Annotated in this window: 21 protein-coding genes and 1 pseudogene; 19 read left to right on the plus strand and 3 right to left on the minus strand. The window is 71.8% G+C overall.

Annotated elements, in window-relative coordinates:
• The first annotated feature begins 12 nt into the window (after nt 1–12).
• The 6 genes from ACKTSN_RS38120 to ACKTSN_RS38145 all read left to right on the plus strand — a co-directional run bounded on the left by ACKTSN_RS38120 (nt 13) and on the right by ACKTSN_RS38145 (nt 6,399).
• Entirely contained in the window at nt 13–336 is a 324-nt protein-coding gene (locus tag ACKTSN_RS38120) for an integration host factor (protein ID WP_003977346.1), read from the plus strand.
• A 60-nt stretch (nt 337–396) separates the two neighbouring features.
• Nucleotides 397–954 (plus strand): guanylate kinase, encoded by a 558-nt coding sequence (gene gmk / locus ACKTSN_RS38125; protein WP_409473244.1) that lies wholly within the window; start codon nt 397–399, stop codon nt 952–954.
• Nucleotides 955–1,009: 55 nt separating this feature from the next.
• Complete coding sequence (gene rpoZ, locus ACKTSN_RS38130) at nt 1,010–1,282, plus strand: DNA-directed RNA polymerase subunit omega (RefSeq protein ID WP_003977348.1); 273 nt, start codon at nt 1,010–1,012, stop codon at nt 1,280–1,282.
• 134 nt (nt 1,283–1,416) lie between these two features.
• The gene (coaBC, locus tag ACKTSN_RS38135; protein WP_409473245.1) at nt 1,417–2,622 is read left to right on the plus strand and encodes a bifunctional phosphopantothenoylcysteine decarboxylase/phosphopantothenate--cysteine ligase CoaBC; all 1,206 of its coding nucleotides are present in this window, start codon (nt 1,417–1,419) and stop codon (nt 2,620–2,622) included.
• 239 nt (nt 2,623–2,861) lie between these two features.
• Entirely contained in the window at nt 2,862–4,070 is a 1,209-nt protein-coding gene (gene metK / locus ACKTSN_RS38140) for a methionine adenosyltransferase (protein ID WP_129796807.1), read from the plus strand.
• A 169-nt stretch (nt 4,071–4,239) separates the two neighbouring features.
• The gene (locus tag ACKTSN_RS38145; protein WP_409473246.1) at nt 4,240–6,399 is read left to right on the plus strand and encodes a primosomal protein N'; all 2,160 of its coding nucleotides are present in this window, start codon (nt 4,240–4,242) and stop codon (nt 6,397–6,399) included.
• A 145-nt stretch (nt 6,400–6,544) separates the two neighbouring features.
• On the opposite strand, the gene ACKTSN_RS38150 is transcribed toward ACKTSN_RS38145, so the two are convergent.
• Nucleotides 6,545–7,090, minus strand: coding sequence for a hypothetical protein (locus tag ACKTSN_RS38150; RefSeq protein ID WP_409473247.1), 546 nt, complete (start codon nt 7,088–7,090; stop codon nt 6,545–6,547).
• A gap of 336 nt (nt 7,091–7,426) precedes the next feature.
• On the opposite strand from ACKTSN_RS38150, the gene fmt reads away from it, so the two are divergent.
• From fmt to ACKTSN_RS38220, 13 genes and pseudogenes are all read left to right on the plus strand, one after another.
• Nucleotides 7,427–8,359, plus strand: coding sequence for a methionyl-tRNA formyltransferase (fmt, locus tag ACKTSN_RS38155; protein WP_409473248.1), 933 nt, complete (start codon nt 7,427–7,429; stop codon nt 8,357–8,359).
• A gap of 68 nt (nt 8,360–8,427) precedes the next feature.
• The gene (locus ACKTSN_RS38160; RefSeq protein WP_409473249.1) at nt 8,428–9,849 is read left to right on the plus strand and encodes an RsmB/NOP family class I SAM-dependent RNA methyltransferase; all 1,422 of its coding nucleotides are present in this window, start codon (nt 8,428–8,430) and stop codon (nt 9,847–9,849) included.
• Nucleotides 9,850–9,988: 139 nt separating this feature from the next.
• Complete coding sequence (gene rpe, locus ACKTSN_RS38165) at nt 9,989–10,675, plus strand: ribulose-phosphate 3-epimerase (RefSeq protein ID WP_129796799.1); 687 nt, start codon at nt 9,989–9,991, stop codon at nt 10,673–10,675.
• Nucleotides 10,676–10,764: 89 nt separating this feature from the next.
• On the plus strand, nt 10,765–11,808 hold the full coding sequence (locus ACKTSN_RS38170) for a sugar-binding transcriptional regulator (protein ID WP_409473250.1): 1,044 nt from the start codon (nt 10,765–10,767) through the stop codon (nt 11,806–11,808).
• Nucleotides 11,809–11,849: 41 nt separating this feature from the next.
• Entirely contained in the window at nt 11,850–12,224 is a 375-nt protein-coding gene (locus ACKTSN_RS38175) for a ribonuclease domain-containing protein (RefSeq protein ID WP_409473251.1), read from the plus strand.
• Nucleotides 12,221–12,559, plus strand: a complete 339-nt coding sequence (locus ACKTSN_RS38180; RefSeq protein WP_409473252.1) for a barstar family protein — start codon at nt 12,221–12,223, stop codon at nt 12,557–12,559. The genes ACKTSN_RS38175 and ACKTSN_RS38180 overlap by 4 nt, the downstream gene beginning before the upstream one ends.
• Nucleotides 12,560–12,666: 107 nt before the next feature.
• Nucleotides 12,667–14,112, plus strand: coding sequence for a GuaB1 family IMP dehydrogenase-related protein (locus ACKTSN_RS38185; RefSeq protein WP_409475015.1), 1,446 nt, complete (start codon nt 12,667–12,669; stop codon nt 14,110–14,112).
• 331 nt (nt 14,113–14,443) lie between these two features.
• Nucleotides 14,444–15,913: an amino acid permease gene (locus ACKTSN_RS38190; protein WP_409473253.1), complete on the plus strand. Its 1,470-nt coding sequence runs from the start codon at nt 14,444–14,446 to the stop codon at nt 15,911–15,913.
• A gap of 10 nt (nt 15,914–15,923) precedes the next feature.
• Nucleotides 15,924–16,376, plus strand: a complete 453-nt coding sequence (locus ACKTSN_RS38195) for an Lrp/AsnC family transcriptional regulator (RefSeq protein WP_224733849.1) — start codon at nt 15,924–15,926, stop codon at nt 16,374–16,376.
• 92 nt (nt 16,377–16,468) lie between these two features.
• A complete protein-coding gene (locus tag ACKTSN_RS38200; RefSeq protein ID WP_409473254.1) occupies nt 16,469–17,623 on the plus strand; it encodes an MFS transporter in 1,155 nt (384 codons plus the stop codon).
• Between the two features lie 238 nt (nt 17,624–17,861).
• A pseudogene (locus ACKTSN_RS38205) lies at nt 17,862–18,608 on the plus strand (nitrate- and nitrite sensing domain-containing protein); the annotation flags it as partial.
• A 542-nt stretch (nt 18,609–19,150) separates the two neighbouring features.
• Nucleotides 19,151–19,939, plus strand: coding sequence for a carbon-nitrogen hydrolase family protein (locus ACKTSN_RS38215; RefSeq protein ID WP_409473255.1), 789 nt, complete (start codon nt 19,151–19,153; stop codon nt 19,937–19,939).
• Nucleotides 19,940–19,988: 49 nt separating this feature from the next.
• Nucleotides 19,989–21,686, plus strand: a complete 1,698-nt coding sequence (locus ACKTSN_RS38220; protein WP_409473256.1) for a flavin monoamine oxidase family protein — start codon at nt 19,989–19,991, stop codon at nt 21,684–21,686.
• Between the two features lie 4 nt (nt 21,687–21,690).
• Here the strand turns inward: ACKTSN_RS38220 and ACKTSN_RS38225 are convergent, their stop codons facing one another.
• Together ACKTSN_RS38225 and ACKTSN_RS38230 are read right to left on the minus strand one after the other, a co-directional pair.
• The gene (locus tag ACKTSN_RS38225; protein ID WP_409473257.1) at nt 21,691–22,620 is read right to left on the minus strand and encodes an LLM class F420-dependent oxidoreductase; all 930 of its coding nucleotides are present in this window, start codon (nt 22,618–22,620) and stop codon (nt 21,691–21,693) included.
• Nucleotides 22,621–22,708: 88 nt separating this feature from the next.
• Complete coding sequence (locus tag ACKTSN_RS38230) at nt 22,709–23,395, minus strand: DUF5995 family protein (protein WP_224733842.1); 687 nt, start codon at nt 23,393–23,395, stop codon at nt 22,709–22,711.
• Between the last annotated feature and the right edge of the window lie 118 nt (nt 23,396–23,513).

The following is a 23,513-nucleotide window of genomic DNA, read 5'->3' on the forward strand; positions in this document are numbered from 1 at the left end:
GGTGACGTAGGCGTGGCTCTTCCGCCCCTTACCCCCGAACAGCGCGCAGCCGCGCTCGAAAAGGCCGCCGCGGCTCGCCGGGAGCGGGCCGAGGTCAAGAATCGACTCAAGCACTCCGGCGCCTCCCTTCACGAGGTCATCAAGCAGGGCCAGGAGAACGACGTCATCGGCAAGATGAAGGTCTCCGCCCTGCTCGAGTCCCTGCCGGGCGTGGGCAAGGTCCGCGCCAAGCAGATCATGGAGCGACTCGGCATCTCCGAGAGCCGCCGCGTGCGTGGTCTCGGCTCCAACCAGATCGCCTCCCTCGAGCGCGAGTTCGGCAGCACCGGTTCCTGACTTCCTCCGGGACACCGGGACTGGTCCCGGGCACTCCCGGATTGCTGGAATAATCGCTGCATGAGCGAACGTCCGCGGCTGACCGTGCTCTCCGGACCCTCCGGGGTCGGCAAGAGCACGGTCGTCGCCCATCTGCGCAAGGAATACCCCGAGGCCTGGCTCTCGGTCTCGGCGACGACCCGCAAGCCCCGCCCCGGCGAACGGCACGGAGTCCACTACTTCTTCGCCACCGACGAGGAGATGGACAAGCTGATCGCCAACGGCGAGCTGCTGGAGTGGGCCGAGTTCGCCGGCAACCGCTACGGCACGCCGCGTGCGGCCGTACTGGAGCGGTTGGAGGCGGGCGAGCCCGTCCTGCTGGAGATCGACCTCCAGGGCGCCCGGCAGGTTCGTGAGTCCATGCCCGAGGCCCAGCTGGTGTTCCTGGCCCCGCCCTCCTGGGAGGAGCTGGTGCGCAGACTGACCGGCCGGGGCACCGAGCCGCCCGAGGTGATCGAGCGCCGGCTTCGGGCCGCGAAGGTCGAACTGGCGGCCGAGCCGGAGTTCGACGTGACCCTGGTCAACACCTCCGTCAAGGACGTGGCGCGCGAGCTGCTAGCCTTGATGGACGTCGTGTGATCGTGACTGACTGATCACCCTGACTGATTCTTTCCCATCCATCGGAAGGTAGAGCGTGTCCTCTTCCATCTCCGCGCCCGAGGGCATCATCAACCCGCCGATCGACGAGCTCCTCGAGGCCACCGACTCGAAGTACAGCCTCGTGATCTATGCGGCCAAGCGGGCCCGCCAGATCAACGCGTACTACTCGCAGCTCGGCGAGGGCCTCCTCGAGTACGTCGGTCCGCTCGTCGACACCCACGTCCACGAGAAGCCGCTCTCGATCGCCCTGCGCGAGATCAACGCGGGGCTGCTGACCTCCGAGGCCATCGAGGGCCCGGCGCAGTAGTATTTTCTGCTCGCAGCAGTCTTATCCACAGGCCCGGCAGCGCGACTGCCGGGCCTGTGGTCTGCTCGGGGGTGCGGGGTCGTCCCCCGCGATGATGCAGTGGAGTCGTACGTTGCCGAGTCCGGGGAGAGACGGTGGACAAGCCCAAGGTCGTTCTGGGGGTCAGCGGCGGCATCGCCGCGTACAAGGCCTGTGAGCTGCTGCGCAGACTCACGGAGTCCGGTCATGACGTCCGTGTCGTTCCCACCGCCTCCGCCCTGCACTTCGTCGGCGCCGCGACCTGGTCCGCCCTGTCCGGCAACCCCGTCTCGACGGAGGTCTGGGACGACGTCCACGAGGTGCCGCATGTGCGCATCGGCCAGCAGGCCGACCTGGTGGTCGTCGCCCCGGCCACGGCCGACACGCTCGCCAAGGCCGCCCACGGCCTCGCCGACGACCTCCTGACGAACACCCTGCTCACCGCCCGCTGCCCGGTCGTCTTCGCCCCCGCCATGCACACGGAGATGTGGGAGCACCCGGCCACCCAGGAGAACGTGGCGACGCTGCGCCGCCGCGGCGCGGTCGTCATCGAGCCCGCCGTCGGGCGGCTCACCGGCGTCGACACCGGCAAGGGCCGGCTGCCCGACCCGGGCGAGATCTTCGAGGTCTGCCGCCGCGTCCTGGCCCGGGGCGTCACCGAGCCGGACCTCCGGGGCCGCCATGTCGTCGTCAGCGCCGGCGGCACCCGCGAGCCCCTCGACCCGGTCCGCTTCCTCGGCAACCGCTCCTCCGGCAAGCAGGGCTACGCCCTCGCCCGTACGGCCGCCGCCCGCGGAGCCCGGGTCACCCTGGTCGCGGCGAACACCACCGGCCTGCCCGACCCGGCCGGCGTGGACGTCGTACCGGTCGGAACGGCCGTACAGCTGCGCGAGGCGGTGCTGAAGGCGGCTGCGGACGCCGACGCGGTCGTGATGGCCGCGGCGGTCGCCGACTTCCGCTCGGCGACGTACGCCGCCGGGAAGATCAAGAAGAAGGACGGGCAGGACCCGGACCCCATCGTGTTGGTGCGGAATCCGGACATCCTGGCCGAGATCTCGGCCGACCGCGCCCGACCGGGACAGGTGATCGTCGGCTTCGCCGCCGAGACCGACGACGTCCTCGCCAACGGTCGCAGAAAGCTGGAGCGCAAGGGCTGCGACCTCCTCGTGGTGAACGAGGTGGGGGAGCGCAAGACCTTCGGCTCCGAGGAGAACGAGGCCGTGGTGCTGGGCGCCGACGGCACCGAGATCCCCGTACCGTACGGCCCGAAGGAGGCACTGGCCGAAACGGTGTGGGACCTGGTGTCCGAACGACTGCGCTGAATGCTTCATGCGCTCCACCGCGCTCCGCACACGTGCACATTTGAGGCGTGGCGACCCTGGCCAACGCAGCCGGACTTTGGGCAGAATGCCCGTGCCGCAGGTCACAGCGCTCCCGAGAGGCGAGACGGTGGCCATGCGGCGGAGCGCGACCGATAAACTGTTCTCGGACGACGCCGGGCGCAGCCCCCGTCCCGTCCGCCAATGATCAGCCAGCAGCCGCTGCAACCCCAGGGAGCGTTGTGTCCCGTCGCCTGTTCACCTCGGAGTCCGTGACCGAGGGTCATCCCGACAAGATCGCTGACCAGATCAGCGACACCATTCTCGACGCGCTTCTGCGCGAGGACCCGTCATCCCGGGTCGCGGTCGAGACCCTGATCACGACCGGTCTGGTGCACGTGGCCGGCGAGGTCACCACCAAGGCCTACGCGCCGATCCCGCAGCTGGTCCGGGACAAGATCCTCGAGATCGGCTACGACTCTTCGAAGAAGGGCTTCGACGGCGCATCCTGTGGTGTCTCGGTGTCGATCGGCGCGCAGTCCCCGGACATCGCGCAGGGTGTGGACACGGCGTACGAGTCCCGGGTCGAGGGCGACGACGACGAGCTCGACAAGCAGGGCGCCGGTGACCAGGGCCTGATGTTCGGTTACGCCTCCGACGAGACGCCGACGCTGATGCCGCTGCCGATCTTCCTGGCGCACCGTCTGTCGAAGCGCCTGTCCGACGTGCGCAAGAACGGCACGATCCCCTACCTGCGCCCGGACGGCAAGACGCAGGTCACCATCGAGTACGACGGCGACAAGGCCGTCCGCCTGGACACGGTGGTCGTCTCCTCGCAGCACGCCAGCGACATCGACCTGGAGTCCCTCCTGGCGCCCGACATCCGGGAGTTCGTCGTCGAGCCGGAGCTGAAGGCGCTCCTGGACGACGGCATCAAGCTCGACACCGAGGGCTACCGCCTGCTGGTGAACCCGACCGGCCGTTTCGAGATCGGCGGCCCGATGGGCGACGCCGGCCTGACCGGCCGCAAGATCATCATCGACACCTACGGCGGCATGGCGCGCCACGGCGGCGGTGCCTTCTCCGGCAAGGACCCGTCCAAGGTGGACCGCTCGGCGGCGTACGCGATGCGCTGGGTCGCCAAGAACGTGGTCGCCGCGGGCCTGGCCTCCCGTTGCGAGGTCCAGGTGGCGTACGCGATCGGCAAGGCCGAGCCGGTCGGTCTGTTCGTCGAGACCTTCGGCACCGCCAAGATCGACCACGAGAAGATCGAGAAGGCCATCGACGAGGTCTTCGACCTCCGCCCGGCCGCGATCATCCGCGATCTCGACCTGCTCCGCCCGATCTACGCCCAGACCGCGGCGTACGGCCACTTCGGCCGTGAGCTCCCCGACTTCACGTGGGAGCGCACAGACCGCGTGGAGGCGCTGCGGGCGGCTGCGGGGCTGTAGGTCCCGCTTCGCTCCACGAGGCCCGGTTCCCCCTGGGGGCCGGGCTTCGGCGTGTGCGGCATGCGCGAAAACGGCTGACAGGAAGGCGGAAGCGCTGCCGGGCGTGAGTCCGTGGCCGAGGTGATCTCGGCGGGCGCCGGTGTCAGTGGCGTTTGGTAAGAATGCAAGCGTGAGCAGCGAGCACAGGCAGCGGGACGGCGGCGGGGCCGAGGGAGCGCCGCCGGAGCAGCTCGCGTTCATTCGGGAGAGCGTGCGGAAGGCCAAGGCGCCCCGGGCCAAGCCGCGGACGTGGCGGGGGGCCGCGCTGGCCAAGGAGCTGCCCGTCGCACGCGTGCTCGTGGACAAGGGCGTGCTCCACCTCGACCGGTACTTCGACTACGCCGTGCCCGAGGAGCTGGATGCCGAGGCGCAGCCCGGGGTGCGGGTGCGGGTGCGGTTCGGGGCCGGGCGGCATCGGGTGCGGGAAGGGCGTCGTGAGGGCGGCGGGCTCATCGACGGGTTCCTCGTCGAGCGGAGGGCCGAGTCCGACTACGCCGGGCCGCTCGCCGCACTCGCCCAGGTCGTCTCGCCGGAGCCGGTACTGAGCGAGGAGCTGCTGGGCCTGGCTCGGGCCGTGGCCGACCGCTATGCGGGGAGCCTCGCCGACGTCCTGCAGCTCGCCGTGCCGCCACGCAGCGCGCGGGCCGAGCAGCGGCCTTCACCGGAGCCGCTGCCGCCGCCCGGGGTGCCCGAGACGGGGTCCTGGGCGCGCTATGAGCGCGGTGCGGCCTTCCTGGAGGCGCTGGCTTCCGGGGGCGCGCCACGTGCCGTGTGGAACGCCCTGCCCGGCCCTGAGTGGAGCGAGGAACTGGCCCGCGCGGTCGCCGCGACGCTGGCCTCGGGGCGCGGTGCGCTGGTCGTCGTACCGGACGGGCGCTCCGCCGCGCGGGTCGACGCCGCGCTGACCGCCCTGTTGGGAGAGGGGCGGCATGCGCTGCTGACCGCCGACGCCGGGCCGGAGAAGCGGTACCGGGAGTGGCTCGCCGTGCGGCGGGGGTCCGTACGGGCCGTGGTCGGGACGCGGGCCGCGATGTTCGCGCCGGTCCGGGATCTCGGGCTGGTCGCCATCTGGGACGACGGCGACGACAGCCACAGCGAACAGCACGCACCGCAGCCGCATGCCAGGGAAGTGCTGCTGCTGCGTGCGGCCCAGGACAAGTGCGCGTTCCTGCTGGGGAGTTGGAGCTGCACGGTGGAGGCCGCACAGCTCGTGGAGAGCGGGTGGGCGCGGCCGCTCGCCGCGCTGCGGGAGCAGGTGCGGGAGGCCGCTCCGCTCGTACGGACCGTGGGGGACCAGGACCTGGCACGGGACGAGGCCGCCCGGGCCGCCCGGTTGCCGACCCTCGCCTGGCAGGTGGTCCGGGACGGGCTGCGGAGCGGTCCGGTGCTCGTGCAGGTGCCCCGGCGGGGGTACGTGCCGCGGATGGCGTGCGCGCAGTGCCGGGCGCCCGCGCGGTGCCGGCACTGCGCCGGGCCGTTGGAGGCGCGGGATGCCGGGGCGCTGCGGTGCGGGTGGTGCGGGCGTGCGGAAGGCTCCTGGCACTGCCCGGAATGCGGGTCGTTCCGGTTGCGGGCCCAGGTCGTGGGGGCGCGGCGTACCGCCGAGGAGCTGGGGCGGGCGTTTCCGGCCGTGCCGGTGCGGACCTCCGGGCGCGAGCAGGTGCTGGACACGGTGCCGGGGACGCCCGCACTGGTGGTGAGTACGCCCGGCGCCGAGCCGGTCGCCGAGGGCGGGTACGCCGCCGCGCTGCTGCTCGACGGCTGGGCCATGCTCGGGCGGCCCGATCTGCGCGCCGGTGAGGACGCGTTGCGGCGGTGGATCGCAGCCGCCGCGCTCGTACGGCCGCACGGTGACGGGGGGACCGTGGCCGTCGTCGCCGAGCCGACGCTTCGGCCGGTGCAGGCCCTGGTGCGGTGGGACCCGGTCGGGCATGCGGTACGGGAGCTCGCCGAGCGGGCCGAGCTGGGGTTTCCGCCGGTGTCGCGGATGGCGGCGGTGTCCGGGCCGGCGGAGGCGGTCGCGGAGTTCCTGGGGGCCGTCGAACTACCGCCGGAGGCAGAGGTGTTGGGGCCCGTACCGCTGCCGGTGACCCCGACCGTGGCGGCGGGGCGGCCGCGGCGGCCGGGGACGCCGCCTGCCGGAGAACAGTGGGAGCGGGCGTTGATCCGGGTGCCGCCGGGGAAGGGCGCCGCGCTGGCGGCCGCCCTGAAAGCGACTCAGGCGGCGCGGATGGCTCGGGGAGCCGGGCAGGCGGTGCGGGTGCGGATCGATCCGCCCGACATCGGATGAGGCGCGTTCGCGTGCGGTGTGGGCGGCGGTCCGTGCCTGCCTCGGCGAGCGCGGGTACGGCCGCTGCGGTGACGTCGGGCATACGGCTGCCCTCCCGGACACGGCCGGGAGGGCGGGTGAGGCAGCCGTGGTGCGGCAGTGGGCGTCAGCCGTTGCGCGGGCCCGGGAGGGCCGTCGGCTGCCTGGCCTCGTCGCGCAGCGCCTTGCTGCCCGCGGTCGGCTGGGTCGGCATGGAGCGGGCCGCGGGGACCGTCGGCACGGTGGGGATTCCGGTGTTGACATTGACCGTGCGGGTGCCCGACGGATCCGTGCTCCGCTCGGCCTCGGCGGCCGCCTGTGCAGTGGCGCGGCGAGAGCCGTAACGACGGTGGACCGCCTGCTTGGTGACACCGAGTGCGGAGCCCACCGCGTCCCACGAGAAGCCCAGTGAGCGGTCGAAGTCGACCGCGGCCGTCACCAGGGTCTCTACACTGTCCCGCAGTTCCTGGGCGAGCCGGACCGTCGGGGCGGGGGCGCGTCCGTAGACGACGAAGCCCGTGGAGGGGCCGGAGCGGCGCGGGCGGTAGACGTTGCCCAGCTGGGCGGTGAGCGTGCGCAGTGCGTCCACCTGCCGGCGGACCCGCTCGATGTCCCGCACCAGCAAGTGCAGGCTGGCCCGAGCCTGGGCGTCGTGGGTTGCGTGGTCGGCCATGAACAAGCCTCTCGAACCGGCGTTGAGGAGAAAGGATCGGGCCGCGATGGTCGCGCGGCCCGTTGTGGTCAACTCTTTCTTGACCAACGCGGATTCGCTCCGCGGGTCACGCAGTGGGGGCGTATGGGCATATGCGCGCGCCTGTCCGTGCCGGGTGTGCGCGGTCGGCTCGGCCTTCGGCCGGGCTCCGGTTTTCTCCCACCCGCGCACCACCCCTTTCCAGGTGGGCGAGAAGCCGACGTCTCCCGTGGGGGCTGGTCGTCGTTGGCGGTTTTCCGGGCTCATAGACTTGTGTGTTGCCCGTTGCCAACCCAGCCGAGAGGCCCGTGTCCGCCCATGAAGCTTGTCTTCGCCGGTACCCCCGAGGTCGCTGTTCCCGCTCTGGACGCCCTGCTTGCCTCCGGGCGGCATGAGGTGGCCGCCGTTGTCACGCGGCCGGATGCGCCGGCCGGGCGGGGGCGCAGGCTGGTCGCGAGCCCCGTCGCCGAGCGGGCCGAGGAGGCCGGGATCGAGGTGCTGAAGCCGGTGAAGCCGCGGGACCCGGAGTTCCTGGACCGCCTGCGGGAGATCGGGCCGGACTGCTGTCCCGTCGTCGCCTACGGGGCGCTGCTGCCCCGCGTCGCCCTCGACATCCCCGCCCACGGCTGGGTCAACCTGCACTTCTCGCTGCTGCCCGCCTGGCGGGGGGCCGCGCCTGTGCAGCACGCCATCATGGCGGGCGACGAGATCACGGGGGCGTCCACGTTCCTCATCGAGGAAGGGCTCGACTCCGGGCCCGTCTACGGGACCGTGACCGAGACGGTCCGGCCCACCGACACCAGCGGCGACCTGCTGACGCGGCTCGCCTTCGCCGGCGCCGGGCTGCTCGCCGCAACCATGGACGGCATCGAGGACGGCACGCTGAAGGCCGTCCCGCAGCCCGCCGACGGCGTCACCATCGCACCGAAGATCACCGTCGAGGACGCCCGGGTCGACTGGTCCGCGCCCGCCCTGCGGATCGACCGGGTGGTGCGGGGCTGCACCCCCGCGCCCGGCGCCTGGACCACCTTCCGGGGCGAGCGGCTCAAGCTCGTCCAGGTCGCGCCCGTGCCCGACCGGACGGATCTCGCCCCCGGTCAGCCGGCGGTCGGCAAGAACAGCGTCCACGTCGGCACCGGCTCGTACGCCGTCGAGCTGCTGTGGGTGCAGGCTCAGGGCAAGAAGCCGATGCGGGCGGCGGACTGGGCGCGCGGGGTGCGTATCGCGGACGGGGAGACGCTCGGGGCCTGAGGGCCCGGCGGGAGCCCTTCGACGTACGCTGGGTGCACACCGTACACAGAAATCCGGAGCACCTTTTCGTGAGCGACACCTCCCGTCGGCCCCGCAAACCCGGCAAGCCCTACCGTCGGCCCAGGAAGGACCCTGTGCGCATCCTCGCCTTCGAGGCGCTCAGGGCGGTCGACGAGCGGGATGCGTACGCCAACCTGGTGTTGCCGCCGCTGCTGCGCAAGGCGCGCGAGAGCGGGGAATTCGACGGGCGGGACGCCGCCCTCGCCACCGAGCTGGTGTACGGGACGCTGCGTCGGCAGGGGACGTACGACGCCGTCATCGCGGAGTGCGTCGACCGGCCGTTGAGGGACGTCGATCCGCCCGTGCTCGACGTGCTGAGCCTCGGTGTGCACCAGCTGCTGGGGACGCGCATCCCGTCCCATGCGGCCGTCTCCGCCACCGTCGAGCTCGCCCGGGTCGTGCTCGGCGACGGGCGGGCCAAGTTCGTCAACGCGGTGCTGCGCAAGGTCGCCCAGCACGACCTCGACGGATGGCTGGAGCGGATTGCGCCGCCCTACGACGAGGATCCCGAGGACCATCTCGCCGTCGTGCACTCGCATCCGCGCTGGATCGTCTCCGCGCTGTGGGACGCGCTCGGCGGCGGGCGGGCCGGCATCGAGGAGCTGCTGGCGGCCGACAACGAGCGGCCGGAGGTGACGCTGGTCGCCCGGCCGGGGCGGGCCACGACCGATGAGCTGCTGTGTGAGGACGCCGCCGTGCCGGGGCGCTGGTCGCCGTACGCCGTGCGGCTCACCGAGGGCGGTGAACCCGGTGCGATCGAGGCCGTACGGGACGGTCGTGCGGGCGTGCAGGACGAGGGCAGTCAGCTCGTGGCGCTGGCCCTGGCCAACGCGTCGGTCGACGGGCCTGACGAGCGGTGGCTGGACGGGTGTGCCGGACCCGGTGGCAAGGCCGCGCTGCTCGCCGCCCTCGCCGCCGAGCGGGGTGCCTCGCTGCTGGCCGCCGAGAAGCAGCCCCATCGGGCCGGGCTGGTCGCCAGGGCCCTGCACGGCAATCCCGGGCCCTACCAGGTGATCGCCGCCGACGGGACCCGGCCGCCGTGGCTGCCGGGCACCTTCGATCGCGTGCTGATGGATGTGCCGTGCACCGGGCTGGGCGCCCTGCGGCGGCGGCCCGAGGCGCGCTGGCGGCGCCGGCCCGAGGACCTCGACGGCTTCGCGCCGCTTCAGCGCGGGCTGCTGCGCACCGCCCTGGAGTCCGTGCGCGTCGGCGGCGTCGTCGGCTACGCGACCTGCTCGCCGCACCTCGCCGAAACCCGGGCCGTGGTCGCCGACGTGCTCAAGCAGTTCCCCGAGGCGGAACTCATCGACGCCCGCCCACTGCTGCCGGACGTACCGAACCTCGGCGACGGCCCCGACGTACAACTGTGGCCTCATCTGCACGGAACGGACGCGATGTACCTGGCGCTCATCCGGAGAACCGCCCCGTAAGGGGCGCGGGGCTGTGTTTACCATGCGGCTCCGCCGCGTGGGCGCGACCAGCCACAGGACGGCCCGCGGTTTCCGTGTAACCGTTCCCACAACGGGACCGGATGCCGCCACCCCCCGGAGGGCATGGCAGGCTTGGGGCATGGCCGTGCAGATCAACCCCAGCATCCTGTCCGCCGACTTCGCGCGCCTCGCCGACGAGGCGAAGGCGGTCGAGGGGGCCGACTGGCTCCACGTCGACGTCATGGACAACCACTTCGTACCGAACCTCACGCTCGGCGTGCCGGTCGTGGAGTCCCTGGCTCGGGCGACGGACACTCCGCTGGACTGCCATCTGATGATCGAGGCCCCCGACCGGTGGGCACCCCAGTACGTGGAAGCGGGTGCCTCTTCGGTCACCTTCCATGTGGAGGCGGCAGCCGCACCGGTGCGTCTCGCCCGGGAGATCAGGGCCAAGGGCGCCCGCGCGTCCATGGCGCTCAAGCCCGCGACGCCCATCGAGCCGTACGAGGATCTGCTTCCCGAGCTCGACATGCTGCTGATCATGACGGTCGAACCGGGCTTCGGTGGGCAGGCGTTCCTCGACATCATGCTTCCGAAGATCCGCCGCACCCGTGAGCTGATCGGCAAGCACGGCCTCGAACTGTGGCTCCAGGTCGACGGCGGGGTCTCGGACGCAACCATCGAGCGGTGTGCGGAGGCGGGCGCCGACGTCTTCGTTGCGGGTTCGGCGGTGTACGGCGCCGCCGACCCGGCCGCCGCGGTGCGTGGCCTGCGGGCCAAGGCGGAGGCGGTGACGAAGCAGGCAACATGGGCGTGCGACCACTGAGCCACGGTTACGTGAACGGCGCCCGTCGGTCGTCGATCAGGGCTGATCAACCGCGCCGGATCTGCAAGGATGAACGGCGAATCCAGAGTGTGAACAGCAGTGAGGAGATCGCCGTGTCGGGTATGTCGGCGGGCCGGTCAGCCATGCGGATGGGACCCGCTGAGCTGGTGCAGGCGGCGGCTATGGCCCGCCGCTTCTACCTCGAGGGAAAGTCCAAGATCCAGATCGCTGAGGAGTTCGGCGTCAGCCGCTTCAAGGTGGCCCGGGTCCTGGAGACCGCCCTCGAACGGGATCTCGTGCGCATCGAGATCCGCGTCCCGGCCGAGCTGGACGCCGAGCGCTCCGACGCGCTGCGCGCCCGCTACGGCCTCAGGCACGCTGTCGTGGTCGAATCCCCGGCCGAGGCCGAGGAGACCCCGGATCCCGAGAACCTGGGTGAGGTGGCCGCCGACCTGCTCGGCGAGCTCGTCAACGAGGGGGACGTCCTGGGCCTGGCCTGGGGCCGGTCCACCATTCACATGGCCGCCGCCCTCGACCGGCTGCCGCCCTGCACGGTGGTGCAGCTGACGGGTGTGTACGACGCCGGCACCGCCGAGCGAGGCTCGGTGGAGGCCGTGCGGCGGGCCGCGCAGGTGTCCGGCGGTGACGCGCATCCCATCTACGCGCCGATGCTGCTGCCGGACGCCGCCACGGCGGCCGCGCTGCGCAACCAGACCGGGATCGCCCGGGCCTTCGAGTACTTCGACAAGGTCACGGTCGCCTGCGTCTCCATCGGCTCCTGGGAGCCGGGCATCTCGACGGTGCACGACATGCTCAGCGACGAGGAGCGTGCGCACTACGCGTCCCTCGGCGTCGCCGCCGAGATGTCCGCGCACCTCTTCGACTCCGACGGCCGCCGGGTCGGACGGGACCTCGGTGAGCGGTGCATCACGGTCAAGGCCGACCAGCTCCGCCGTATCCCCGAGGTCGTCGCGATCGCCGGCGGGCAGCGCAAGGCGGCGGCGATCGATGCCGTGCTGCGGTCGGGGCTGGTCACCAGCCTGGTGACGGACACGTCCGCGGCCGACTACCTGATGACCGCAGGGCCGACGCCGCGGCCCGCGCTGAACCGGGCCGACCCGGACGGGGCCTGACTTCAAGGCCGTGCGGGGGCGGCCGTGACAGCATCGGCGGCATGGTGCTGCGGTTCGTCCCCCGGGTGCTGGCCTGCCTCTTCGTCGTCCTGCTCGCGGGATGCGGCGACACTTCCGCCCCACCGTCGTGGGCCCGGGGCATGGCCACCGTCCGGGAGGCCGAGCTCCCCGCCGAGGCCCGCGAGACGCTCCGGCTCATCGACCAGGGCGGCCCCTTCCCGTACGCCGGGGACGGTGCCGTCTTCGGGAACTTCGAGCGGCTGCTGCCGACGCACGAGCGCGGCTACTACCGCGAATACACCGTCAGGACGCCCGGCTCGCGCGATCGCGGCGCCCGGCGCATTGTCACCGGGCGGGGCGGCGAGATCTACTACACCGACGATCACTACGACTCGTTCAGGGCGGTACTGAGATGACGGAGCTCGTGGTCACCCTCGACCTCGACGGGGTCACGGACAAGGCCGGCCTGATGGACCGCTGCGCCCGGGTCCTTCAGCTGCCCGACTGGTTCGGCCGCAACTGGGACGCGCTGGCCGACAGCCTCTCCGACCATGACGTCTGGCCCCAGGACGCCGTCGAGAAGGGGCTGCTGATCGTCGTACGGAACTGGCAGCCGTACGCGAAGGCGCGCCCACAGGAGTGGGAGACCGCCCAGGAGGTGTTCGCCCAGGCCGCGGACGTGGCGTCGGCGCTGACCGTGGCGCTCGCTCTTGGAGGATCCTCTGAAGAGGGCTCTGACCAGCCTGGATGAAGTGACCGGGCATCGCATTCCGGCCGTCATGGGACAATGAAGTACGTGCTCTTCCCCCTGGCTGACCTGTCCGGGGGCCACCTCTGATCGACTGGGATGTGCAGCACGTGCGTTTCCTCAACGACATCCAGCCCTCGTACGACCTGACGTACGACGACGTGTTCATGGTGCCGAGCCGCAGCGCGGTCGGCTCACGTCAGGGCGTGGACCTCAGCTCCCCGGACGGCACGGGCACCACGATTCCGCTCGTCGTCGCCAACATGACGGCGATCGCCGGCCGTCGCATGGCCGAGACGGTGGCCCGGCGTGGCGGCCTCGTGGTCATTCCGCAGGACATTCCGATCGAGGTCGTCACCGAGGTCGTCTCCTGGGTGAAGAGCCGCCACCTGGTCCTGGACACCCCGATCGTGCTGGCGCCGCACCAGACCGTCGCCGATGCGCTGTCCCTGCTGCACAAGCGGGCGCACAACGCCGGTGTCGTCGTCGACGAGGAGCACCGCCCGATCGGTGTCGTCACCGACCGAGACCTGACCGGCGTCGACCGCTTCACCCAGCTCGAAGTGGTCATGTCCAAGGACGACCTGCTCCTGCTCGACGCCGGCATGGACCCGCGCGAGGCCTTCAACACCCTCGACCACCACAACCGGCGCTACGCCCCCGCCGTGGACGCGGACGGCAAGCTGGCCGGCATCCTCACCCGCAAGGGCGCCCTGCGCGCCACGCTGTACACGCCGGCCACCGACGCGCAGGGCAGGCTGCGCATCGCCGCCGCCGTCGGCATCAACGGCGATGTCGCCGGCAAGGCCGAGCAACTGCTCGCCGCGGGAGTGGACACGCTCGTCATCGACACCGCGCACGGCCACCAGGAGTCGATGATCAGCGCCGTCAAGCTGGTGCGTGACCTCGATCCGCAGGTCCCCGTCGTCGCGGGCAACGTCGTCTCCGCGGAGGGCGTGCGCGATCTGATCGAGGCGGGCGCCGACATCGTCAAGGTCGGTGTGGGCCCCGGCGCCATGTGCACGACCCGGATGATGACCGGCGTGGGCCGGCCGCAGTTCTCGGCCGTACTGGAGTGTGCCGCCGAGGCGAAGAAGTACGGCAAGCACGTGTGGGCCGACGGTGGGGTCCGGCACCCGCGTGACGTGGCGATGGCGCTGGCCGCGGGTGCGTCCAACGTGATGGTCGGCTCGTGGTTCGCGGGCACGTACGAGTCGCCGGGCGACCTCCAGCAGGACCCCGACGGTCGCTTCTACAAGGAGTCGTTCGGCATGGCCTCCGCGCGCGCGGTGGCCAACCGCACGTCGGAGGAGTCGGCGTACGACCGGGCCCGCAAGGGGCTGTTCGAGGAGGGCATCTCCACGTCCCGCATGTACCTGGACCCGGCCCGCCCCGGCGTCGAGGACCTGATCGACTCGATCATCGCGGGCGTCCGCTCCTCCTGCACTTACGCCGGCGCCGCCACCCTGGAGGAGTTCGCCGAGAAGGCCGTCGTCGGCATCCAGAGCGCCGCCGGCTACGCCGAGGGCAAGCCGCTGCACGCCAGCTGGAACTGAGCCGACTCCGTTGCGCACGGCCCCCGTTGACCCGCCCGCCGGGAAAACCGGGGGCCGTTCGCGTTCCCGCGCCGCGGGGGAGCCGGACGGGCGCCGAAACGGCGTTCACGCAACGGTCGACAGCCGCCGTGCAACGAACGCTCACGCCGCCCCGATGAACGCAATGATCTTGCGGGCATACGCAAGGTTGCTGCATTACAACGGCAACGCCGCTACTCGTAGGCTGTCGCCTCGTACGTGGCGTGGCGGGGACCCCGCTCGGTGGGTCCCTGCTCGAAGGGGTGCCGCCGGTCCCCGTCTCCCTGACCGGCAGCGATGAAGGAGCCAGCGCGTGCTCGACCAAGGCGCACCCCCGCAGAACAATCGCCAGACCGCCCCGCCGTCCCCGGGCGTCGCCGCGCGCCTGATGCGTCGTAAGCCCGTGGAACACCTGGTCGCGGAGGGTGGCCAGGGCGAGGGAGGCGCGCTTCGGCGCTCCCTGGGGCTGTGGCAGCTCACCATGATCAGCATCGGTGCCACCCTCGGCACCGGCATTTTCGTCGTCCTCGGCGACGCCGTCCCCGAGGCCGGCCCCGCGGTCACCCTGGCGTTCGTCATCGCCGGACTCACCGCCCTGTTCTCGGCCCTCTCGTACGCCGAGCTGGCGGGCAGCATCCCGGTCGCCGGTTCCTCCTACTCGTATGCGTACGCAACGATGGGCGAACTGGTCGCCTGGATCTGCGGCTGGTGCCTGGTGCTGGAATACGGCGTCTCGGTGGCCGCCGTCGCCGTCGGCTGGGGCGAGTACCTCAACGAGCTGCTCGACGGCACCATCGGGGTCACCATCCCGTCCGCCCTGTCCTCGGCGCCCGGTGAGGGCGGCATCGTCAACCTGCCCGCCCTGATCGTCGTCCTGCTGGCGATGGTGTTCCTGCTGGGCGGCGCCCGTGAGTCCGCCCGCGCCAACACGATCATGGTCGCGGTGAAGATTGCCGCGCTTGTGCTGTTCTGCGCGGTCGGCTTCATGGGCTTCAAGTCCGGGAACTACGCCGACTTCATGCCGCTCGGCATGGCGGGCGTGAGTGCTGCGGGTGCGACGCTCTTCTTCTCCTACATCGGCTTCGACGCCGCCTCCACCGCTGGTGAGGAGGCCAAGAACCCCAAGCGCGACCTGCCGCGGGCGATCATGCTGTCGCTGATCATCGTGACCGTGCTGTACGTGCTCGTCGCGGCCGTCGCCGTCGGCGCGTGGAACTGGACCAAGTTCGAGGGCTCCGACGCCTCCCTCGCCGCGATCATGAACGACGTCAGCGGCCAGACCTTCTGGGGCACCCTGCTCGCGCTCGGCGCGGTCATCTCCATCGCGAGCGTCGTCCTCACCGTGCTCTACGGCCAGACCCGCATCCTGTTCGCGATGTCCCGCGACGGCCTGGTGCCCAAGGCGCTCGGCAAGATCCACCCGAAGACCGGCGCGCCCCGCCTCAACACGGTGATCGTGTCCCTGTTCTGCGGTGTGCTCGCGGCCCTGATCCCGCTGGGCAAACTCGTCGACGCCACCAGCATCGGCACGCTGTTCGCCTTCGCCCTGGTCAACATCGCGGTGATCGTCCTGCGCTACAAGCGACCCGAGCTGGAGCGCACGTTCAAGGTGCCGTTCGGCCCGGTTCTGCCGATCCTGGGCTTCGCCTTCTGCGCGTACAACATGTTCAGCCTCGACACCGTGACCTGGGTCGTCTTCGGGTTCTGGATGGCCGCCGGTCTCGTGTTCTACTTCGTGTACGGCTATCGCCGTTCCCGTCTTGCCGCAGCAGAAGTGAAGTGAACCACCCGCAGTGCTGAACGATCTCGACGAACGCATCGTGCACGCCCTCGCCGAGGACGCCCGCCGCTCCTACGCCGACATCGGGCAGCTCGTCGGCCTGTCCGCGCCCGCCGTGAAACGGCGCGTGGACCGGCTGCGCGCCACCGGTGCCATCACGGGCTTCACCGTACGGGTGGACCCGTCGGCGCTCGGCTGGGAGACCGAGGGTTTCGTCGAGATCTACTGCCGGAGCAACACCTCGCCGGAGACCATCCAGCGGGGCCTGGAGCGCTACCAGGAGGTCGTGGCCGCGTCCACCGTCACCGGGGACGCGGACGCGATCGCCCAGGTCTTCGCCTCCGACATGCGGCACTTCGAACGGGTCCTGGAGCGCATCGCGGGGGAGCCGTTCGTGGAGCGCACCAAGTCGGTGCTCGTGCTGTCGCCGCTGCTGCGGCGCTTCTCGTCGGGGTCGCCGACGTAATTCGCTGGGCCGGGGGAGGATCGCCGCGTAGCATCGGAGCCATGACCTGGCGACATTGAGCTTCACGTGAACGGGAGCCCGGCGTCCGGCGGTTGACCGCCACGCTGTACGGCTACGCGTTCCTCGACGAGTTCGTCCTGCTCTACCCGCTGTACGCGCTGCTCTTCAGCGACGCCGGTCTGACGGTCGGGCAGATCTCCTTCCTCTTCGCACTGTGGTCCGTCACCGCCGTCGTGCTGGAGGTCCCCTCCGGCGCCCTCGCCGACGCCGTCTCCCGTCGGCTGCTGCTGTGGCTCGGCCCGCTGCTGACCGCCGTCGGCTTCACCCTGTGGGTGCTCACGCCGTCGTACTGGGCGTTCGCGCTCGGCTTCGTCCTGTGGGGCGTCGGCGGAGCGCTCGGATCCGGCGCCCTGGAGGCGCTGGTGTACGAGGAGCTCGACCGGCTCGGTGCGGCCGACGACTACGCGCGTGTGATGGGCCGCGCCCGTGCGGCGGGCCTGGTGGCGGTGATGGCCGCGATGGGACTGGCCGGGCCGGTGTTCGCGCTCGGCGGCTACCCGGCCGTGGGCGCGGCGAGCGTGCTGACCTGCCTGCTGACGGCGGCCACGGCGAGCCGGTTCCCGGAGCACCGGTCGCCGGCGGCCGGGAGCGCGAGCTGGGCCGGCACCCTGCGTTCCGGGCTCGCCGCGGCCCGGACCGACCGGCCCGTCCGGGCCGCGCTCCTGCTGGTCGCCCTCGTCGCCTCGGTGTGGGGTGCACTCGACGAGTACACGCCGCTGCTGGTGGGCGACACCGGCGTCCCCGGCTGGGCCGCTCCCTACTTGCTGCTGCTGATCTGGGCGGGCGCCACGGCCGGCAGCCTGCTCGCCGGTGCGGGAGAACGCCTGGGCCGGACCGGGTTCGCGGCGCTGCTCGGGGGCTCCGCACTGGCCCTCGCGGCGGGCGCCCTGGCACGGACGCCGGCCGGGCTGGTGCTGGTCGCCGTCGCCTTCGGCGGGTTCCAGCTCGCGAACGTGCTGGCCGACGCCCGGCTCCAGCGGCGGATCGACGACACCGGGCGGGCGACCCTGACATCGGTCGCGGGGCTGGGGACCGAACTGGCCACGGTCGCCGTGTTCGGCGGCTACGCGGCGGTCGCCTCGTCGACCGGGCACAGCACGGCGTTCGCGGTGTTCGGGGTGCCGTATCTGGTGACCGCGCTGGTGATGGCGGCCGGGGGAACGGAGTGTGGGAGGCGTAAGCCGTGAGTCAGGGGTGGCGCCGGCGACCCATTGCGGTCCGCGGTGCCGTCCCGTAGGTTGTGCCGCAGCTTTGCTACCGGCGGGTAGAACCGGTGGGTAACCGACTGTTCCAGCCGTCCGACCGTCCTGTCGCCCTGGGGAGACCATGCGCCGGCCCATCGGCCGTCCCACCACCGTGCGTGCCCGGATCGTGGCGCTCGCGGTCGCGCCGGTGATCGCTCTGATGATGCTGTGGAGCTTCGCCATGTGGTCCGTCACCGGCGAACTGCGCGCGCTGATCCGGGTCCAGGGGGTCTACGAGGACTTCGGCACACCCGTGGACACGGCCATCGGGCAGATCCAGATCGAGCGGCGGCTCTCGGCCGCGTACCTGGGCGCCGGGCACCGTACCGACACCGCCGTGGACCTCCTGGAGCAGCAGCGCCGCACCGACCGTGCGGTGAGCGCCATGCGCGACGCGATCCGGGACGGCGACCGCGACCGGCTCTCCGCGCGGCAGCGGCAGGTGCTCGACGCCGTCGTGGACTCCGCCGACCAGCTGGAGGCGCTGCGCCAGCGGGTGCTGTCCCGGGACGTCTCCTGGGACCGTGCGGTGAGCGAGTACAGCGCCCTCGTGGAGCCCGGCTTCGACGTCCAGTCCGCGCTCACCGCCCTGCAGGCCGGGCAGTTGGCGCGGGAGGCGCAGGTCGTCATCGAGCTGGTCCGGGTGCGGGAGTTCGTCTCGCGCGAGGACGCCCTGGTCGCCGGGGCGCGTGCCGCGGGCACCCTCACCGACCGGCAGTACGACACGCTGACCGCGACCATCGAGGACCGCCGGGTCTTCGAGCGGACCTATGTGCCCGACCTGCCGTCCGACTCACGGGCGCTGTTCGAGGAGTTCCGACGCAGCGACCTGCACCGGCAGTTGACCGCGAGCGAGAACGCCCTGCTGCGGGCCGGAGCGGACGGCGCGGGCGAGGCCGTCGCGGCCGACTCCTGGCGCACCACCACCGACCGGGCCGTCAAGCGCTACATGCTGCTGTGCACCGAGTCGGCCGTGAACTCCGCCGAACGCGGACGGGCGTTCGCCTACCGGCCGGCACACCGTCGACCTGATGTCGCAGGTCACCGTAGTGGAGGCGGACGAGGGACGGCCGGGCCTCGACCACGCCCGCGCCTCGCTGCTCGGCCTGGTGCGCCGTGGCCCCCGGCCGGTCGTCGAGCTCGCCGCCGACGCCGACCTGCCCCTGACCGTCGTACGGGTGCTGCTCGGCGATCTGGCCGAGGCCGGTCTGGTGCGCATCGACGAGCCGCGGTGGCCGGCGGCGGGCGACCCGGCCACGGACCCGGAGCTGCTGCGGGAGATCGTGGCGCGGCTGCGCGAACTGTGACGGGCTCGCCCGAACCGGGCCGCGCAACGAATCGCCGCCCCGCCCCGAACGGACGCAACGATCGGCTCACCGGCGCGCAACGGCTCCTCCTTGTCCCGTGGAACCCGCCGCCCGTACCGTCTACGTGGCCCCCACATCCATCCCCGTACGGTGAGGATCACGCATGCGCACCGCCCTGCTCCAGAGCTCCGGCCGCCCCGGCTCGACCGTCGAGAACCTCAAGGTCCTCGACGAGGCCGCGGGGCGCGCCGTCGCCGCGGGCGCCGCGCTGCTGGCCACGCCGGAGATGTTCCTGACCGGCTACGCGATCGGCGACGACATCGCCCGCCTCGCCGAGCCCGCCGACGGCGATGCCGCCGACGCGATCGCCGACATCGCATCCCGGCACGGCCTGGCCATCGCATACGGGTACCCGGAGCGCTCCTCGGACGCCGTTCACAACTCGGCCCAGCTGATCTCCGCCGACGGCACCCGCCTCGCCAACTACCGCAAGACCCACCTCTTCGGCTGCTTCGAGCGCGACCACTTCACCCCGGGCGACCAGCCGGTCGTCCAGGCCGAGCTGAACGGTCTGCGGGTCGGCCTGATGATCTGCTACGACGTGGAGTTCCCGGAGAACGTCCGGGCCCACGCCCTCGCCGGCACCGACCTGCTGCTGGTGCCGACCGCGCAGATGCACCCGTTCCAGTTCGTCGCCGAGTGCGTCGTCCCGGTGCGGGCCTTCGAGAACCAGATGTACGTCGCGTACGTCAACCGGGTCGGCCAGGAGGGGGAGTTCGAGTTCGTCGGGCTCTCGACCCTCGCCGGGCCCGACGGGATCGCCCGCACCCGCGCCGGGCGCGGTGAGGAACTCGTCCTCGCCGATGTCGACCCCGCTTTCCTCGCCGCCTCCCGCGAGGCGAACCCGTATCTGAAGGACCGCCGCCCCGGCCTCTACGGGTCCCTCGTCTGAACCCCCTCAGCTACCCCCCAGCACTTCCCGCGCAAGGAGTCCGTACCCCATGACGTCCACCGTGCCCAACGCCGTCGAGCACGCAGACGAGCAGCAGCCGCCGATCACCATGTTCGGCCCGGACTTCCCGTACGCCTACGACGACTTCCTCGCCCACCCGGCGGGCCTCGGCCAGATTCCCGCGACCGAGCACGGCACCGAGGTCGCGGTCATCGGCGGCGGCCTGTCCGGCATCGTGGCCGCGTACGAGCTGATGAAGATGGGCCTCAAGCCGGTCGTCTACGAGGCCGACCGGATCGGCGGGCGGCTGCGGACCGTCGGCTTCGACGGCTGCGACCCGTCGCTGACCGCCGAGATGGGCGCGATGCGCTTCCCGCCGTCCTCCACGGCCCTCCAGCACTACATCGACCTGGTCGGACTCGAGACCCGCCCGTTCCCCAACCCGCTGGCCGAGGCGACCCCGTCCACCGTCGTCGACCTCAAGGGCGAGTCGCACTACGCCGAGACGATCGACGACCTGCCGCAGGTCTACCGGGACGTGGCTCAGGCCTGGAACAAGTGCCTGGAGGAGGGCGCCGACTTCTCCGACATGAACCGGGCGATGCGCGAGCGCGACGTCCCGCGCATCCGCGAGATCTGGGCGAAGCTCGTCGAGAAGCTGGACAACCAGACCTTCTACGGCTTCCTCTGCGACTCCGAGGCCTTCAAGTCCTTCCGGCACCGCGAGATCTTCGGCCAGGTCGGCTTCGGTACCGGCGGCTGGGACACCGACTTCCCCAACTCCATCCTGGAGATCCTGCGGGTCGTCTACACCGAGGCCGACGACCACCATCGCGGCATCGTCGGCGGTTCCCAGCAGCTGCCGCTGCGCCTGTGGGAGCGCGAGCCGGAGAAGATCGTGCACTGGCCGTACGGCACCTCGCTGGCCACGCTGCACGCGAACGGCGAGCCCCGCCCGGCCGTGACCCGTCTGCACCGCACCGCCGGCAACCGGATCACCGTGACGGATGCGAACGGCGACATCCGCACCTACCAGGCGGCGATCTTCACCGCCCAGTCCTGGATGCTGCTGTCGAAGATCGCCTGCGACGACTCGCTCTTCCCGATCGACCACTGGACCGCGATCGAGCGGACTCACTACATGGAGTCCTCGAAGCTCTTCGTCCCGGTCGACCGGCCGTTCTGGCTGGACAAGGACGAGGAGACCGGCCGGGACGTCATGTCGATGACCCTCACCGACCGGATGACGCGCGGGACCTACCTCCTCGACGACGGTCCCGACAAGCCCGCCGTGATCTGCCTGTCGTACACCTGGTGCGACGACAGCCTGAAGTGGCTGCCGCTGTCCGCGAACGAGCGGATGGAGGTCATGCTGAAGTCGCTCGGCGAGATCTATCCCAAGGTCGACATCCGCAAGCACATCATCGGCAACCCGGTGACGGTCTCCTGGGAGAACGAGCCCTACTTCATGGGCGCGTTCAAGGCCAACCTGCCCGGCCACTACCGCTACCAGCGGCGTCTGTTCACGCACTTCATGCAGGACCGGCTGCCGGAGGACAAGCGGGGCATCTTCCTCGCCGGCGACGACATCTCCTGGACGGCCGGCTGGGCCGAGGGCGCCGTCCAGACCGCGCTGAACGCGGTCTGGGGCGTCATGCACCACTTCGGCGGCACGACCGACCCGGCCAACCCCGGCCCCGGCGACCGCTACGACGAGATCGCGCCGGTGGAACTCCCCGAGGACTAGCCGGCTAGATTCCGGCCGCTCGGGCCCTCTCGTACACCTGGCCGGCGACGTCCTTGAGTTCCTGGGCGTCCCGCACGGTGGCCTGGAGGTCGAGGAGGATCTCCTCGAGGCCGACCTCGGCGTGCGCGACCAGGTCCTCGACGATCTGGTCGACGCTGCCCTGGAAGGGGCGGCGGTCGGGGCCGTCGTACGCCGCGGCCGTGTACTGCGGGTTCACCCGCAGCACGGTCCGGATCGGCTCCTTGCGTCCGCGCTCGGCCGCCAGGTCCTGCAGCTGGCGCCACTGCGCGGCCACGGCCTCGGCGCCCATGCCCACCGGCATCCAGCCGTCGGCGTGGTCGACGAGGCGGCGGCGCGCCCTCGGGGTGTTCGCGGCCAGCAGGATCGGGATCGGCCGGGCCGGCTTGGGGCCCACCACGGCCGAGGCGATCTTCGTGACGCGCCCGTCGTACGACACCGGGTCCGGACCCCACACCGCGCGGCACACCCCGATCAGCTCGTCCAGCATCTGCCCGCGCTCCTCGAACGGCCGCACCGACGCGGCCGCGTACTCGTCGAGCGACCAGCCCGTGCCGAAGCCGGCGACCACCCGGCCGCCGCTCGCCGCGTCCAGCGAGGCCAGCGCCTTGGCGAGCTGGAACGGCACGTGCAGCGGCGCCACCAGCACGCTGGTGCCCAGCTCGGCACGCTCGGTGGCCGCGGCCGCCAGGGTGAGCGTGACCAGCGGGTCGGCCACGCCCCGGTAGGAGTCGGGCCAGGGGAGCCCCTCGATGCCGTACAGGCCCTGGGTGGCGGGCTCCGGGAACAGAGCCCGCTCGTACACCCACAGGCTGTCGTAGCCGGTCCTCTCGGCGGCGCGCGCCACGTCGGGCACGTCCCGTCCGAGGTCGTACTGCCTGTTCTGGGGGAGGCCGAGTCCGAGGCGGGTCGCCATGCCCTGTGCTCCTTTGCAAGAGGTCCTTTTCTGTCGAACGTACAGCTCTCACACAGGAGTTCCGGCGCACGGCACGGCCAGGGCCGGATCAGTCCGGCAGCGGGGTGAGCATCATCCGTCCCGCCAGGCCCACCGCCGCGTCGAGGCGGTCGGTGAACTCCCGGGCGACGTCCGGGAGCCGGCGCAGCGCCCACAGGGCCCGCGCCGTCGACCAGGTGGCGTCCCTGGCGCGCTCCAGGCTCCAGGCGCCCAGCAGATGGGTGAGCGGGTCGGCGATCTGCAGCAGGTCCGGACCCGGCATCAGATCTTCGCGGATGCGCTCCTCCAGCGTCACGAGGAGGTCGCCCACGCGGTCGAACTCGTCCTCCAGGTCGCCGGGTTCGCAGTCGAGCGTACGACAGGCGTCCACGACGGCGAGCGCGAGGTCGTGCCCGATGTGCGCGTTGATGCCCGCGAGCGCGAACTGCAGCGGTCGTACGCCGGGATGGCGACGGTACTGGAACAGCGGCCGCCAGCAGGCGGGCGGGCGGCGCTCCTCGGCGGCCGCGTCGACCGCCGCCAGATAGCGTTCCGCGAACCGCACGTCCAGCGTGATCGCGGCCCGTGGGTCCGGGAACCGTCCGGCGTCGATGCGCCGGTCGACGGCCTCGGTGACGGCGAGGTAGACGCGGTTGAAGACCGCGACCCCGTCCCGCGCCGGAAGGGCCGCGTCCAGCGCGCGCATCCGGGCGACCACCGTGTCGACGGGAGTGGGGAACTGTTCCAACTGCGTCATGGGGGCAGGGTCCCAGTCCTAGGCTTGCCCGAGTGCCGATGGGCCCGACGCTTCCCCGGAACGGGGGAACGCGCCCGTCGCGCGGGGCCGAGAACGGGCCGAAGAGGGGGGAGCAGCA

The sequence above is a fragment of the Streptomyces flavusporus genome (genome assembly GCF_046267975.1).
Classification (GTDB): Bacteria; Actinomycetota; Actinomycetes; order Streptomycetales; family Streptomycetaceae; genus Streptomyces; species Streptomyces flavusporus.

Bases quoted from the DNA above. Each gene is read 5' to 3' on its own strand.
- gmk (WP_409473244.1), top strand. From the start codon at position 397: ATGAGCGAACGTCCGCGGCTGACCGTGCTCTCCGGACCCTCCGGGGTC.
- ACKTSN_RS38150 (WP_409473247.1), bottom strand. From the start codon at position 7,090: ATGGCCGACCACGCAACCCACGACGCCCAGGCTCGGGCCAGCCTGCAC.
- fmt (WP_409473248.1), top strand. From the start codon at position 7,427: ATGAAGCTTGTCTTCGCCGGTACCCCCGAGGTCGCTGTTCCCGCTCTG.
- rpe (WP_129796799.1), top strand. From the start codon at position 9,989: ATGGCCGTGCAGATCAACCCCAGCATCCTGTCCGCCGACTTCGCGCGC.
- ACKTSN_RS38175 (WP_409473251.1), top strand. From the start codon at position 11,850: ATGGTGCTGCGGTTCGTCCCCCGGGTGCTGGCCTGCCTCTTCGTCGTC.
- ACKTSN_RS38180 (WP_409473252.1), top strand. From the start codon at position 12,221: ATGACGGAGCTCGTGGTCACCCTCGACCTCGACGGGGTCACGGACAAG.
- ACKTSN_RS38215 (WP_409473255.1), top strand. From the start codon at position 19,151: ATGCGCACCGCCCTGCTCCAGAGCTCCGGCCGCCCCGGCTCGACCGTC.
- ACKTSN_RS38220 (WP_409473256.1), top strand. From the start codon at position 19,989: ATGACGTCCACCGTGCCCAACGCCGTCGAGCACGCAGACGAGCAGCAG.
- ACKTSN_RS38225 (WP_409473257.1), bottom strand. From the start codon at position 22,620: ATGGCGACCCGCCTCGGACTCGGCCTCCCCCAGAACAGGCAGTACGAC.
- ACKTSN_RS38230 (WP_224733842.1), bottom strand. From the start codon at position 23,395: ATGACGCAGTTGGAACAGTTCCCCACTCCCGTCGACACGGTGGTCGCC.